This is a genomic window from Vibrio renipiscarius (assembly GCF_000827885.1).
GTDB lineage: Bacteria > Pseudomonadota > Gammaproteobacteria > Enterobacterales > Vibrionaceae > Vibrio > Vibrio renipiscarius.
Genome location: NZ_JTKH01000003.1, coordinates 280,398 through 294,277, shown reverse-complemented (window position 1 = coordinate 294,277; position 13,880 = coordinate 280,398). Strand labels below are relative to the sequence as shown.

The 13,880-nt window shown below is 45.2% G+C and carries 17 protein-coding genes; 9 read left to right on the top strand and 8 right to left on the bottom strand.

The features are described from left to right. The first annotated feature begins 95 nt into the window (after positions 1-95). Positions 96-878, top strand: coding sequence for a ribonuclease H family protein (locus OJ16_RS01600; protein ID WP_040986702.1), 783 nt, complete (start codon positions 96-98; stop codon positions 876-878). Between the two features lie 181 nt (positions 879-1,059). On the opposite strand, the gene OJ16_RS01595 is transcribed toward OJ16_RS01600, so the two are convergent. Continuing rightward, a complete protein-coding gene (locus tag OJ16_RS01595) occupies positions 1,060-2,001 on the bottom strand; it encodes a hypothetical protein (protein WP_040986700.1) in 942 nt (313 codons plus the stop codon). A gap of 184 nt (positions 2,002-2,185) precedes the next feature. On the opposite strand from OJ16_RS01595, the gene OJ16_RS01590 reads away from it, so the two are divergent. The 6 genes from OJ16_RS01590 (at position 2,186) to OJ16_RS01565 (ending at position 7,037) form a co-directional block, all read left to right on the top strand. Then, the gene (locus OJ16_RS01590; protein ID WP_040986698.1) at positions 2,186-2,881 is read left to right on the top strand and encodes a pseudouridine synthase; all 696 of its coding nucleotides are present in this window, start codon (positions 2,186-2,188) and stop codon (positions 2,879-2,881) included. Between the two features lie 289 nt (positions 2,882-3,170). Continuing rightward, positions 3,171-4,070, top strand: a complete 900-nt coding sequence (gene murQ, locus OJ16_RS01585; protein WP_040986696.1) for an N-acetylmuramic acid 6-phosphate etherase — start codon at positions 3,171-3,173, stop codon at positions 4,068-4,070. Between the two features lie 4 nt (positions 4,071-4,074). Continuing rightward, positions 4,075-5,430: a PTS transporter subunit EIIC gene (locus tag OJ16_RS01580; RefSeq protein ID WP_040986694.1), complete on the top strand. Its 1,356-nt coding sequence runs from the start codon at positions 4,075-4,077 to the stop codon at positions 5,428-5,430. A gap of 102 nt (positions 5,431-5,532) precedes the next feature. After that, a complete protein-coding gene (locus tag OJ16_RS01575) occupies positions 5,533-6,384 on the top strand; it encodes a MurR/RpiR family transcriptional regulator (RefSeq protein WP_040986692.1) in 852 nt (283 codons plus the stop codon). A 3-nt stretch (positions 6,385-6,387) separates the two neighbouring features. After that, entirely contained in the window at positions 6,388-6,726 is a 339-nt protein-coding gene (locus OJ16_RS01570; protein ID WP_040986690.1) for a YidH family protein, read from the top strand. After that, complete coding sequence (locus OJ16_RS01565) at positions 6,723-7,037, top strand: hypothetical protein (protein ID WP_040986688.1); 315 nt, start codon at positions 6,723-6,725, stop codon at positions 7,035-7,037. The genes OJ16_RS01570 and OJ16_RS01565 overlap by 4 nt, the downstream gene beginning before the upstream one ends. A 70-nt stretch (positions 7,038-7,107) precedes the next feature. Here OJ16_RS01565 and OJ16_RS01560 read toward each other — a convergent pair whose 3' ends face one another. Continuing rightward, a complete protein-coding gene (locus tag OJ16_RS01560) occupies positions 7,108-7,368 on the bottom strand; it encodes a hypothetical protein (protein ID WP_040986686.1) in 261 nt (86 codons plus the stop codon). A gap of 420 nt (positions 7,369-7,788) precedes the next feature. Between OJ16_RS01560 and OJ16_RS01555 the strand changes: the two genes are divergently transcribed. Beyond that, complete coding sequence (locus tag OJ16_RS01555) at positions 7,789-8,811, top strand: leucine-rich repeat domain-containing protein (RefSeq protein WP_236688466.1); 1,023 nt, start codon at positions 7,789-7,791, stop codon at positions 8,809-8,811. 228 nt (positions 8,812-9,039) lie between these two features. On the opposite strand, the gene OJ16_RS01550 is transcribed toward OJ16_RS01555, so the two are convergent. From OJ16_RS01550 to OJ16_RS01540, 3 genes are all read right to left on the bottom strand, one after another. Further along, positions 9,040-9,441 carry a hypothetical protein gene (locus OJ16_RS01550; protein ID WP_040986684.1) on the bottom strand — a complete coding sequence of 134 codons (402 nt, stop codon included), beginning with the start codon at positions 9,439-9,441 and terminating at the stop codon, positions 9,040-9,042. Further along, the gene (locus tag OJ16_RS01545; RefSeq protein ID WP_040986682.1) at positions 9,419-10,096 is read right to left on the bottom strand and encodes a winged helix-turn-helix domain-containing protein; all 678 of its coding nucleotides are present in this window, start codon (positions 10,094-10,096) and stop codon (positions 9,419-9,421) included. Before OJ16_RS01545 ends, OJ16_RS01550 begins: the two co-directional genes overlap by 23 nt. Before the next feature lie 149 nt (positions 10,097-10,245). Further along, the gene (locus tag OJ16_RS01540) at positions 10,246-10,590 is read right to left on the bottom strand and encodes a YajD family HNH nuclease (protein ID WP_040986680.1); all 345 of its coding nucleotides are present in this window, start codon (positions 10,588-10,590) and stop codon (positions 10,246-10,248) included. Positions 10,591-10,894: 304 nt separating this feature from the next. Here OJ16_RS01540 and OJ16_RS01535 point away from each other — a divergent pair, with 304 nt between their 5' ends. Then, positions 10,895-11,116, top strand: coding sequence for a hypothetical protein (locus tag OJ16_RS01535; protein ID WP_040986678.1), 222 nt, complete (start codon positions 10,895-10,897; stop codon positions 11,114-11,116). Between the two features lie 100 nt (positions 11,117-11,216). Here OJ16_RS01535 and OJ16_RS01530 read toward each other — a convergent pair whose 3' ends face one another. The 3 genes from OJ16_RS01530 to OJ16_RS01520 form a co-directional block, all read right to left on the bottom strand. Beyond that, positions 11,217-12,158, bottom strand: a complete 942-nt coding sequence (locus tag OJ16_RS01530; RefSeq protein WP_040987117.1) for a Dyp-type peroxidase — start codon at positions 12,156-12,158, stop codon at positions 11,217-11,219. Positions 12,159-12,499: 341 nt separating this feature from the next. Next, positions 12,500-13,069 (bottom strand): 4Fe-4S binding protein, encoded by a 570-nt coding sequence (locus OJ16_RS01525; RefSeq protein WP_040986676.1) that lies wholly within the window; start codon positions 13,067-13,069, stop codon positions 12,500-12,502. Between the two features lie 69 nt (positions 13,070-13,138). Next, a complete protein-coding gene (locus OJ16_RS01520; protein WP_040986674.1) occupies positions 13,139-13,792 on the bottom strand; it encodes a TorD/DmsD family molecular chaperone in 654 nt (217 codons plus the stop codon). Between the last annotated feature and the right edge of the window lie 88 nt (positions 13,793-13,880).

The window sequence follows — 13,880 nt, the reverse complement described above, 5'->3', positions numbered from 1 at the left end:
TCGCTTCCAACCGTTAGATTTTGGCGTGTTTGAATCGCGATTGCATAGCATGCTTTGTGTGTGTTTTGTCGGTTGATGAAAAAGAGATAAAAACAGTGGCAACAAAATATTATGTCGTCTGGAAAGGACGTGAACCGGGTATCTTTACCACATGGGCACAATGCCAAGCACAGGTCGATAAGTTTGCCGGAGCTCGGTTTAAGTCTTATCCAACCTTGGCAGAAGCCGAGGCCGCTTTTGGCGGCAAAAGTAATATAAGCGCAAGCAGTTCGCCAGCAAAAGGCGCGAAATCGGCAGCATCGAAATGGACGAAAAAACCGAAAGCGGCCGCTTTAAGTCAGCAGCAAATTATTGAGATGGCATTTGATATTAAGATCTTTACTGATGGTGCATGTGAGCCGAATCCAGGCGAAGCTGGCACGGGTTTAGCGCTGTATCATAATAATCAACTCTCTGAGCTTTGGTATGGTTTATATCAAGCAATGGGCACCAATAACACGGCTGAGCTTAATGGCTTGCATCAAGCGTTTCTGATCGCGCAAGAGAAGAGTGCTCAGGGGCTAAGTGTCGCTATTTATTGCGACTCGATGTATTCGATTCAGTGTATTACCCAGTGGGCGTCTGGTTGGGAAAAGAAAGGCTGGGTAAGAGCGGGCGGTGAAATTAAAAACTTAGAACTGATCCAGCAGATGTATGCATTGTATCAGCAGATAAAATCTAAAATCACGATTCATCATGTCAATGGTCACGTTGGCATCGAGGGCAACGAACTCGCGGATCGCATGTCGATCATTGCGATTGAATCTCAAGAAACGTCGCTAAGTTTGTACCGTGAATCGTCGAATATTGAAGAGATTTTGGCATCCCGTCGCGGCTAATCGCGCCCAAGCCTAATTGAGCCCAAGACTAATTGCGCGCAAGGCTTATCGTGATTGATCACATCGCGACGAATAACGCTTAAGTCACATGGCGCAGGCCAGTCATGGGCGAATCGGGCAAGATAGAGCGATCATCTTGCCCATTTTTATCAAATGCGTGAATTGAGGCGGTTGCGGTCAGTTACTCGCGCCATAGATCCTTGTTCGGATCATTGGCGTCTATCCATGCCTGGTCTTCTCGTGCTTTCAAATAGAGTTGCAGGCCGTTGTATGAAGCGAAAGCCGCCGCGCCACCTAAGTGTTCAAAATCATCAAAATACTCATCTTCCAGAGGGCAGAGTTCAAAGAGCGACTTTGCGCCTCTTTCCATTGCCCACTGAATCGCAAATGCGGGCGCGATCGTGCCAGAAACCTCAACATCGATAATCGCATCATTAATCGTACTCTGCGCTAAGCGTTCAAATTCAGCCTCACGTTTTTCATCTTCTTGCGCGGTTATTTCTTCGATGATTTGATTGCGTCGAGTCGGAGAGACTCGCTTGTTCAGTTTGGCGATTTTCAACGCATAATCAAAGCGGTTGGGTGTGACAATATCGATTAACTGGGTCAGTAGATCGTGATCAACGCCGGTTGCTGCGACGAAGAAATCGATGCAGGTGCTCAGCGATGAAAAGCGTGTCTCGTTATACTCAAAACCGCTGGTATCATCGATCGTATAGAAAGGCAGATCGTCAATGCTCAGGGGCCATCCCTCAAATGCGATGCGTTGTTTGGCTATTTCATACATCTGCCATGCGCTGTCGCCAAAGCCACCCAGAAGCGCGCCTGAGAAGCCACTCTCTAATAACTCTTGTTCTGTCCAGTTTTCCCCGATGGCGAGATGCTTGGTGTATTTCGTGATTAAGGCTTGTTTTAAATAAGCACGCAATACCCAAATTGAGTTGACCTTGCTTGGGTACTTGATTGCGTCACATTCACGACACGCTGGCAGGGTGAGTGCTGTGTGCTGTGACGTTTTACTTGCCTGGCGGGGAAAGTGCAGGCTTTTTGATGACGGCTCACCACAAAACCAACAGGTATGGCGAAAATTAAACGGAATATCGATTGGCGTGTGATTTAGCATGATAGGTTTAAACGAGTTTGGATCCGATCAGTTTACTTGGTTAATCCTTGAAAGTATCTAGTGATGTGATGCTCATCGTCAGCAAGCGGTGAAATGCCAATTGCTCCTTGCTAATTGCTCATTGCTAATTGCGGGCGAGTAGGGATAATGACGCCTCCTTGCTGCAACACCCTACGAGCTACCCATGCGCCTTGATAAATTCATTTGTAAAAGTACGTCACTCTCAAAACCCCAAGCGCTTGCCGCGATACACGACGGTGAAGTGTGCGTTAATGGCGAAATTGCGCAAAATGAAGCGATGCAAGTGCATGAAAATAATCTAGTGACGCTGAATGGTTCGCGATTAAAGGCGCGCCCGTTTCGTTACCTTCTTATGCATAAGCCAGCGGACACTATTTGCTCGAACATCGATGAACGTTACCCGTCGGTGTTTAATTATGTGGCAGTGGAAAACGTCTCAGAATTGCATATTGTTGGACGTTTAGATGCCGACACCACCGGGCTGGTGTTGATGACAGATGATGGCCGCTGGTCTTACAATATTACGGTGCCAAGTAAGCAGTGCGAGAAATGTTATCGAGTCGGGCTATCTCGTCCTATAGCGGAAAACGTGGCGGCGCTTTTTAAGCGAGGCGTGCAATTGCAAGGTGAGGACACGCTGACAAGACCTGCTAGGCTAGAAGTGATTAACCCGCAAGAGGTTTTACTGACAATCACCGAAGGCAAATTTCATCAGGTCAAACGCATGTTTTCGGCGGTGGGCAATCGCGTGGTGTCTCTCCATCGAGAGAAGATTGGTGCGATCCAGTTGGATGTTCCCCAAGGACAATGGCGTTATCTCACCGATGATGAAGTCGCGTCATTTGGTGATGCTCAATAATCGTCATTTATGTCGAGTATTGTCTCCCTTGAGGCATTGGTTTAGAAATAACCGCCCACATTTAGATCATGCAATGTCGACTCTCGACGTTGTTTTCTCCGCTTAATAAAATAGAAAAGCATCAAGCGTTATTAACGTATTGTAATTTAATGATTTGATGTGTTTTTTAGCTACAGATCCCAACGTGTTGTTTTTTACTCGTGATAACTATCACAAATAGCGGCGACATAAATTGTCGAGTTTCGATATTTGTATATATTGCTCGTGTCGAAACTCAACGGAGAACGGTATGGACGATCTGTCTATCACCATCAGCAAAGAGCAAAATTTAGAGACTCAAATGCTCTCTGAATTACCACTGATTGAAGTGCTTTCATTACTCAATCATCACGATATGCAAGTCGCGACTGAAATACGCAAAACCTTACTGCAAATTAGTACTGTCGTGACTTTGATTGCCAAACAAATGAAAAAGGGCGGTCGACTGTTTTATGTTGGAGCGGGCACGAGTGGCCGGCTTGGTGTATTGGATTCAGCAGAATGCCCCCCTACATTTGGAACCGATCCAAATTTAGTGCAGTCAGTGATCGCGGGTGGCGCGCAAGCTATGCTCCAAGCCGTTGAAAATATAGAAGACTGCACAGAGTCTGCGCCAGAAGAACTGCGTGCTCGAGAGGTGAATGAGCTCGATGTGGTACTTGGGATTGCTGCGAGTGGCAGAACACCTTTTGTCATCGCGGGCTTGAAGTATGCGCGCTCAATTGGGGCTAAAACGGTGGCGTTAACGACTCGTGGTCCCGGTTTGATTTGTGATTACGCGGATTTGTCTATTGCGCCAGATGTGGGGCCGGAAGTGTTGGCTGGTTCGACAAGAATGAAGAGCGGTTCGGCACAGAAAATGTTGCTTGGGATGATCAGCACCGCGGTGATGATTGAGCTGGGTAAAGTGCATGGCAACCTCATGGTGGATGTGAAAGCCAGTAATGAAAAACTGCGCATTCGCGCCAAGCATATGGTCGCTCAAATCTGTGACGTGAATGAACAAATTGCTCAAGAGTTACTCATTGCCGTTGGTTACAACGTTCGAGCAGCGGTTTTGTATCATTCACTAGACATTCCTGCGCAAGAAGCCCTAGCGCTTGCCGCGCAACCTTTTCGTTCTCTAAAGCAGCAGTTACAGCAAGGATAGTCGTATGGCGGATAAGATAGAACACTTGGAAGTGATCGCGGATGGGATTGAAAAATACATCGGCGGTTTTGAAAACGTGGCAACGTTAACCAACTGCATGACTCGTGTGCGCATTGTGCTAAAAGATCGTTCGCTATTTAATGGTGAAGAATTGCGCCGTGTGGAAGGCATTAAAGGCATTGTTGATGCTGGCGAACAATTTCAGATCATCGCGGGTATGGGAACGGCGGCGAAAGTGGTGAGCGTGCTCAACAAGCGAATGAACAAGAGTGGCGTATCACCAACGAGCGACAGCGTTGAGACGCAACCGATGACGATTCGTAAGGCGCTGAATACCTTAGCGGCTATTTTTGTGCCGACTATCCCAGCATTGATTGGCTGTGGTTTGGTGCTTGGTTTAGTCAACATATTCAAGCTGGTCGCTCCCGAATTTGTTGCGCTGCATGCGGATATTTTCGACCTGTTCAACATTGTCGGTAGAGCGGTGTTTGCGGTGCTATCGGTGATGATCGGTATGAATACCGCGAAAGAGTTGCAAGCATCACCGGCAATTGGTGCGGTCATGGCGGCGATTCTCGCTAGCCCAGGTTTGTCTAATATTGAGCTGTTTGGCAACGCCTTAGTACCTGGTGGCGGCGGTATGTTCGCTGTTCTTCTTGTGTGTGTCTTTTCATCTAAGTTTGAACTGTGGTTTAGAAGCCATTGCAAAGAAAGCCTGGATCTCATCTTTACCCCAACGGTTACGATCTTAGTTTCATCAGCCGTTGCGCTCATCATCCTTCAACCGATAGCGCACTCGGTCAATATGTGGCTAGGCAACTTAGTGTCTGCTGCGCTATTGAATGACTCTGCCGGTTCTGTTGCGGTTGGTGGTGTGCTGGGTGGTGGTTTCCTCTTCTTATTGTTGACCGGTTTACACCAAGGTTTGATCCCAATTCATGCCCAAATTCTAGAAACGTTTGGCTTGAACTATCTATTCCCAATTCTCGCCATGGGTGGAATGGGGCAGGTTGGTGCAGCGGCTTACGTTTACATTAAAACCAAGAACCAACGTTTGAAGAAAACGATCGCGGGTGCTCTGCCAGTTGGGGTGCTTGGTGTTGGTGAACCGTTACTGTTCGGCGTCTCTCTTCCACTGGGCAAAACATTTATAGCGGGTTGTATCGGTGGTTTTGCGGGTGGCGCGGTGATGGCTGCCTTTAAAGTTGGGATTATCATTCCGTTTGGCACCGCCGGGTTGTCGCTGATCCCATTGGTTGGCGAAGGGCAAATTATTCACTTTTTGCTCGCGGTACTCAGCGCGTGTGTGGTCGGTTTTATCGCATCACTGATACTGGGTTTTACGGAACCTAAAGAATAGCACTCTGGGGCGCGGTTTCGTTGAAGCGGCGTCCCAATTAATTATATAATTTCATAACGTTACGCTTTGATAAAAAGTTAGACTTTGTGAATAAGGGAATGAATGAACATCCTGATCAATAAGGTTAAGGCACTCGCCCATTCAATGAATGTGAATGAGCAAAAAATCGCGCAATTCATTATTGAGCAGAATTTTGATTTAGCTCGCCAAAGCGCCACTAAGATGGGGGCGACATTAGGCATCAGTGACTCTTCGATCATTCGTTTTGCTAAAAGTATCGGCTGTTCCGGTTTTCCGGATCTCAAGCTTCAGCTAGCCGGTGCGGCACAACAAATTGCATTGCAGCAATCGCCTCAAGTGTACCAAGAGATATCGTTGTCAGATTCGACGCAAGATATTGTCGAAAAATCAAAGCGCTTATTTACGGAAAAAATTGAACAATCGCTCTGTTTGATTGAGCCAGACATGATTGATCAGTGTGCGGAATTATTGATGGGCAGTGGCAAAATTGTCCTGACCGGAATCGGTACTTCTGCTTTGGTTGCGGCAGACATTAACCATAAATTGATTCGTACGGGTTTAAATGTGCATTTTAATCCGGATTACCATACTCAAATCGTGCAAGCGTCTTTGCTGACTGAGCACGATGTTTTACTCGTCATCTCAGCTCGTGGTAATAGCCAAGAAGTGATTACGGCGATTGAAAAGGCGCGAGAGGGCGGTGCAAAAGTCATCGCATTAACACGTTATGGTCGTGGAAAAGTTGCCCAACTTTCGGATCATGTTATTCCTTATAGCTACAGTGAAACCCACGAACAATTGGGAATGGTCACATCACAGCTATTGCAAATGATTGCGTTTGATGTGCTGTATTTCAAACTCAATACTTTGATTGACCAAGGCAGTATGAACACTGCACTGACAACAATTCGTAATATTCAGCAGGATAAATAAACGATGAAAATGGGCGAAGATCCAGACTTCCGTTTTTCACTGGCTAACGAGCGTACGTTCCTCGCGTGGATTCGTACGGCGTTAGCCTTTTTGGCCACCGCCATTGGGCTCGATATACTTGCGGGCCATACATTAGCCACCGTGCCGAGTTATGTTGACTGGCTATCGCCCTTGCTCGCAATCATCGCATTGTTCTGCGCTATTTGGGCATTTTTACGGTGGTATCAAAATGAGAAAGCGATGCGACTTGCGGGCAATTTTCACTACAGTAAAAGCTTATTATTACTCACCAGTGTGGTGGTTGTAGTGAGTGGCGTGCTGGGTGGGATCGCCCTTATATGAGCGAACGCATAAGCGCAGGGATTGTGCGAGACATCGGTCTACAGCGTGAACGAAGCCAATTGGCCTGGACGAGAAGCAGTCTCGTGTTTACGTCGGTGTGTTTGCTCATTGTGAAGCTGGGCGGGCTCTCGATGACCGGGGTGTTAGCCATCTTTTTGGGCTGGTGGTTCTGCCTGAGTCAATGCATTAAGCGGCGAGTGTTGATTGCTCAAGTTGTAGAGGTTGTCGGGCGAAAGGAATTATTGCGTAAGGCATGGCTGGCGGGTTGTGTCGTGATCTTAGCGATAACGTTTTTACTGATACGTCTTTAGATTTTGCGCTTGTTTTACGATAACCCCTACCCAGAATGCGAATGGAAGGCAAACTGGGCAGGGTAAAAAATTAGTCTTCGTTTGGACCAACCATAAACGATTCTTCAATTCTTTTTAGCTCTTCCTGCTCTTTGAGTTTGATTTCTTCTTGCAGAGCGGCTTTACGTTCGTTCAGTGTTTTCTTTTCTGATTTAGTCAAAAACTTCACTGCTTTTTTATTCGTCAGCGCATACGCAACGATATCTTCACCTTTTTCGCGGCGCTCGTTCACTCGTTGTGAAAAACGCTCGTTGTCACGCGCTTTGCGCTCAGCTGAACTTAATTTGCTCATGTTTTTATAACCTTATAAAATAATCAGGGTAGGACAAATTCACTACCGTCAGGTAAACAAATGAGATCTCATTCATTACTGATGGGACTATTTTAGCATAAGAGTTGCTGTGAGGGCTTATGCTATCGTGCGCCGAGCCATTTTAGCCGAATTATTGACTATCTTTGGGGGCCTCAATCTAAGTGTAGGGGCGGAAGGCGTGAATTTAGTGCGAATCATTTTGCATATGATGATGCAAGTCAAGTATTGGTATCATGGATGTTAATTTGGTGTGCGATGGCGTTCATTCTCAGGTACATTCTTTCGTCTTGAATGATTGGATAACGCAGTGTGGTGCGTCGATTAACATTGATTGTGAATCGATCTGCTCGCTTTTCACCTATGAAATTAAAAAACAGTGTTGGAGCATGGATAGCTATTTTGGCTATATCGCTCACTCTATTTGGCTGTAAGAGCTCATACGAACTCACGGAAGAAGATGTCACTTTTGAGCGGCATACCGGCACGATAACGCATTATCACGCAGAATTTAAAAATATTACTATACCTGATGAGTTGATGGGTGTTGCTGTCACGAGTATTGGCGCTGAAGCATTTTACAACCATGAATTAACTCACGTTAATATCCCAAGTTCGGTTGTCCATATCGGTCCGCAGGCGTTTCGTCAGAATCGACTAACGGCAATCGCAATACCAGAATCTATTTCGCGAATTGAAGAGAATGCGTTTTCGAAAAACTTACTTACGCACGTCACTATCCCATCATCACTCTCGATTATCGAAAAGAAAACCTTTGCTTATAATCAGTTAACCAGTGTAACCATCCCAAATTCAGTGACGATTATCGGTCCTCTGGCGTTTGTCGAAAACAAATTGATTCACGTTGTGATTCCGCCGTCAGTAGAAAGTATTGAGCAAAAAGCATTTGCTTATAATAATCTGACCAGTTTAGTCGTGCCTGACACGGTACGGAATATTGGACTGGGTGCTTTTCTCGATAACAAAATAACCAGTTTGACCTTATCTCAATCACTCCTAACGTTACCAAGTCGAGTCTTCGCTGCCAATAAATTAACGTATGTTGCGATTCCAAACTCCGTGACCAGAATTAGAGAGGAAGCCTTTTTCGGCAACCAATTAAAAGCGATGGTTATTCCTGATGGGGTGGTTCGTATTGGTCCAAAGGCTTTCGCCAATAATAAATTGACGAGTGTGGAATTACCGGAAGATCTTGAGGTTATTGCCAAATCGGCATTTTCGAATAATCAACTGACGCATGTGACGATACCTAATTCAGTCGCTCGTATTGAAACCGGAGCATTTTCCTGTAATCAACTCACGAAAGTGGTATTGCCGAGTGCATTTAACGGCTTAGAAAGGTTAGCATTTGATCAGCGCACTTTGCTTGAACAGCAGGAGAAGGTAACCAGAGCGATTCAGTAGTGACTCTTGCTAATCAAGCTTAATTAAGGTCGAGCTTAATCAAGATTGACGACGAAAGAGAACTTAAGACGCTGTTACCCGTGTCATTGCTGAGTAATATTGTTGATTAACATTGTTGAGTAACATTGTTGAGTAACATTCGAGACTGGTGAGTGTTATCGATTGCTCTATTACAATAGGTCGTTTTTATTGCTTTTAGATCAACGCCAATTGACCGCGAGAAACGGATTAATAAAGGCAACCGATCGACATATTATGAACGGTTTTCTTAAACGGATTTAGGAAAATTAGCGTGCAATGCTCATCGAGAGCAAAGTAACGATGAAGACTGCTTTGAGGCGTCATTTCTTCGTTGAAAAGCATGTTTCCATTTGGAGCTTGTAGCTCGAAGCGGTAATTGAAAAATTTGGTATCATAGTCTTCAGCGTTAAAATTATTAGTGTAATTAGTCCATTCGATATCGAGTGAATCTTTAAATTGAACGGTGTGCATGACGGCCAATTTGTCATTGGTTTTTACTGTTCCAACCCATATTGAATTTTGCATGTAAGTTGCAGATAGCATGATCCCGTTGGCGATGAATGCCCACGCCAAAAATATGTAGAACTTATAAACAGTAAATGATTTCATTATTTTTTTCATAAATACATTCGATATTATCAATAGTGACTTTGAGTTTATTACTGTCGTTAGTTTTCTCAATATTTGTGCATGGCGTTGCAAACCGTGTTTTTATGAAGGCTTGCTTGTCTAAATACGCACTGCACAAGTTCCATGCATTAAATACGCTGAGCCCTATTATTAGCGCTACAATCGCAAATCTAATTTTTTTCTTTTCCAAGAATAACCGAGGTTTTTGAGCGGTGCTACGGACGACATTGATCGGCTGAGCATCATCAGTATTCTCGATGACTTGTATGCTGTCAGCCTGAGTCAAGTCTGCCTGAGGGTGTTCGGTTATACAGTTAAGAGAGTAACCAATGCCTGGCGTATTGATAATAATGGACTTGTCATTATCTTCTAACGTACGACGGGTACGGTTGATTAACTGAGGTAAACTTTCTTGTGAGATATGCTCAGATTGCCAAATGCTTAGCGTTAGTTCTTCACGAGTTAGCGTGTTTGGCGCAGCGTCATATAAGCACTGAAGAAGCGCTTGCTGTTTGTTCGTTAAACTCTTGCCGTTATTAGCGCTGTCATCTCCGCCGTCCGTATTCGGGTAGAGATATTTGCTGAGTTTATCCCAACGATATTGGCCAATAATGATTTTTTCGGGTGTGTGCATGCATATCAAACCTACAAAATGAGGCGGGATTATAGTGATGTGGCGCACATTTTTCAACCGTAACTTTTGCGTGTAAGTCGGTAATCGGTAGGGAAGACCACATTAATTAATGTGGTCTGCATTTAAAGCGGTAAGCGAGCGGTTTCTTGCTATTTTTTCATCATCTTAGCAAGATCTGCAAACGGATTATGTGTTGCGCTAACGTGGTCATCAAGACGAGCGGTTGCCGCGACACCATAACGGTCGTGATCAAGATATTTTGAGTGTTCATGGTCATGGCAATATAGGCAAAGAAGCTCCCAGTTACTGCCATCTTCTGGGTTATTGGTGTGGTTGTGATCAACGTGGTGAACGGTAAGTTCACGTAAGTTTGAGTAAACAAATTCACGGGCACATTTGCCACATACCCAAGGGTAAAGTTTCAGTGCTTTTTCGCGGTAGCCATGCTCTTGACGAGCATAAGCGGCGCTAGAACCGTTGTAATCAGACGACATAATTTAACCTAGATTATTTTTTTAATGGAATTAAAAAGACTTTACCACAAACCGCGTTTTTGGCATCCCTTCCAGACAATGAAAAGTCTTTTTTGATAGAAAAAATGTGATGGGCTCAGACGTGTGACTAGGCGTTGTTTTAAATGTTGCTCACGCTTAATCCGTCATGGCGATTCTCTCTCTACCGGAGGTAACTTGTGTTACGATTCGTGCCAAATAAACCTCGGAGTCTCCATGGCTTCAGATGAAGTAAGTGGTGATGACGTTAGGTAATAATGAGACGTTTCTAAATGGACAATAATCGATGAATTTGATGAGCTTGCAGTTAGACAAAGAAGCACAGGTGATCGCCGCGCAATGGCTTGAAGAGCTGGAACACGAGGATGGTTGGTTTACCATGACCGTGCGTATTGCTGCGCAAATTGATGCTGCTTTGCGTGAGCATCACTATGAGGGTGTCGTGATGTGGTACAGCGAAGAGGATTATATTGAAGAGCGCATCGAATACCGCGGTAGCGCGCAGTAAGTGTGATTGTTTGTTTGAGTTATCACCATGAGAGCGAGGGTGGTGGTATGCCACTTTGCGACTCTCATGGTACTCATAGTCAAGTGAATGCAGCCAACGATTATTCGTCGTCAAATAAATCCATCGCGGCTTGCGACAAGACAAAGTAATTGGCGCCTGATTTCGCATCCACAAAATCCAATAAGCGGTCATAATCGCCGTTTTCATCGGCGTACATCATTTGTCTCAGCGAGGTTTCAATCACATTCGAGTCTGCGGCAAAACCAATAAACATGGTGCCATGCTCGAGAGCGTTACCAAAAGGACGATTCTGACGCAACATTTTGATTTCTTGATCGTCGATGATCACTTTACTCTTGTTGTTATGTGCCCAAGCGGGTTTTACGTCGTCATCCAGTTCAATGTTGTCAAACTTGGTTCGGCCAATGACTTGCTCTTGGTAGTGTTGTGGCTGTTCATGCCAAGACATTTCTCGGTCTACGTAGCGCTGTACGGTAAGGTAGCTACCCCCCAGATGGATTTCGGCTTCATCTTGCACCAAAACAGCATTCACGCGGGCTTGGTGTTTTGGATTCTCTGTCCCGTCGACAAAATCAATTAAATCTCGATTATCCAAATATTTGAACCCTTGAATATCTTCGACCAAATCGGCAGCGTTTTTAAAGGCCGCGAAGAGGTATTTGGCCGCTTGGTAATTCAGGTCGATACGTTCTGATTTGATCATCACAAAGATATCCCCAGCGGTACTTGGGAAGTGACGCTGTCCGTCTTCCATTTCGGTAAAGGTCGTAAGGTGTTTGGGCAAGACGATATCAGGTAACACCAAAGGCCATGCTACTTTTGATACACCAACCGTAATGGTTAAATTGGCGCTGGGATCTTTTTGAGCAATGGATTTTTCAATACCTGCAATTTGAGAAAGTGCATCTTGAACCGATTCAGTGTCAGTATCGCTGTTGAGTACAAACGTTAGGTACTCAGCAAATGTAGAAGGATCGGATAGCACGCCCACTTGTGCGCATTCTGCAATGTTATTCGTCATCATAAAAAGCCCTTATAATCATCCATTACCTAAACTTCGTTCAATCACAATTGAACGCCTAGAAGAACTATATACCTATTTGAGGAGTTGCGTATTCCTGCATGCTAATATTGCACTATACAAGCGATAAGCAAGCGCTATACCAAAAGCCGAGCTAACCTGATGTACGAATCGGTCCTCTAATAAGTTCATTCCTACAATGCAAGGCATGCCGTAAAGGGCTTGATAATAAAGGTGTCTTGGTGGAAGGCGGTAAAAATCAGGCAGGGGAGTTTGAGCGTGGCGTTAACCTCATTGTGACGTCAATGAGGTATTCGCGGGATCTTGGCTATGACTTGAGTTTATTCTATCGCGGTGATGGGAATGATAGGGTGAAGCGTGTAGCTGATTGCTCCCATTGGGCAGGCCGTACGACACTGGCCACAACCATTGCATTTATCACTGAGTGCGCTAGGGCGCTTTTCTTCAAGGCTGATCGCCTGTTGTGGGCATTCTTCTGCGCACATATCGCAGTAGCCATAAAGTAGGCGGCGGCAAGCGCTACTAAATTCCGGGATAACGCCAGTTGAAGCGCAATTGTTGGACAGCGCTAATGTCGGACAAGCACGCTGGCATTCACCGCAGTGAGTACAAAAATTACAGTCTAAATGCAATTCAGGTTTGCCCGCAATCATGCTGATCACATGCTGCGGACAGGCTTGTTCACATAGCCCACACCCATCACATAACTTACTCAGCGAAGATTCATCGACCGCGCTAGGTGGCCTTGCGACCAGGCGAGTAAAAGACTCAATCACCGCCTGTTGGTGCGTTTTCTGTGCGCCAGATAAGAGCCCACGGAAGAGCCCACGGCGGCTTATCTGTTTGTGTTCCATTACGGCTTGGTAATACTTTTCGCTTTTTTCCGCCATGACCTTCGCTTTTTTTCAGTAATCGTATCGGTGATCGAGCATGCTCTGTGATCTCACGATTGTGCGCGCTTATCGGTATAAGCGCACAATGCGGTAATCCGCTTTGGTTAGTTGTGCGAACTGACGTAACGTTCCTTCTGCAGCCAAGCTTATCCCTTTATAGAAATCAGTCGAGGCTTCGTCGCGCATAATATGCAGCATACGCGGTGCCCATGTTAGAACATGCTCGGACAGAAACTTCTCTAGTGCACATAAAAGAGGGGATGATTGGTCGTCAGCGATATCTTGCTGTAATGCCATTTCACACAAATGAGCAATAAAGCTGAAGATAAGGCCAATATGATCGTCTGGTTCATGCTCTCCGGTGTCAATCTCAACACCAAATTGCAAATAAAATTGTTTAATCGCCGCGGTGGGTGCGCCAAACAGCGTTTGCTCTTCTGTTAGGTAAACGGATGCCCATGGTGCTGCTTTTAATGCGTTAGGACCGATGAATAAATCAGCAAAATCATGGTTAATTGCGGCCATGTCCGGTTGTTGTTTTAGAAGCGTTAAACCTTGTTCTAATGTGTCGTTGTTCGCTTCTAGTGGCCATTGTTGAATTAAATCATCTTGATAGATAGATTGAATAAACTCAGCGCTTGGCGCTTGGTGGAAAGCCTGATAGAAGAAACGGCTTACCAAGGATAAACCCGCGATCGTGTGAAATTGTTGTTCTGTCATAATTTACCTAGAAACAGGTTATCCAAAAAAGGGAAGGCTGATTACTCAGCCTTCCAATGATGTGAGTGCATCATATTATTACAATGGG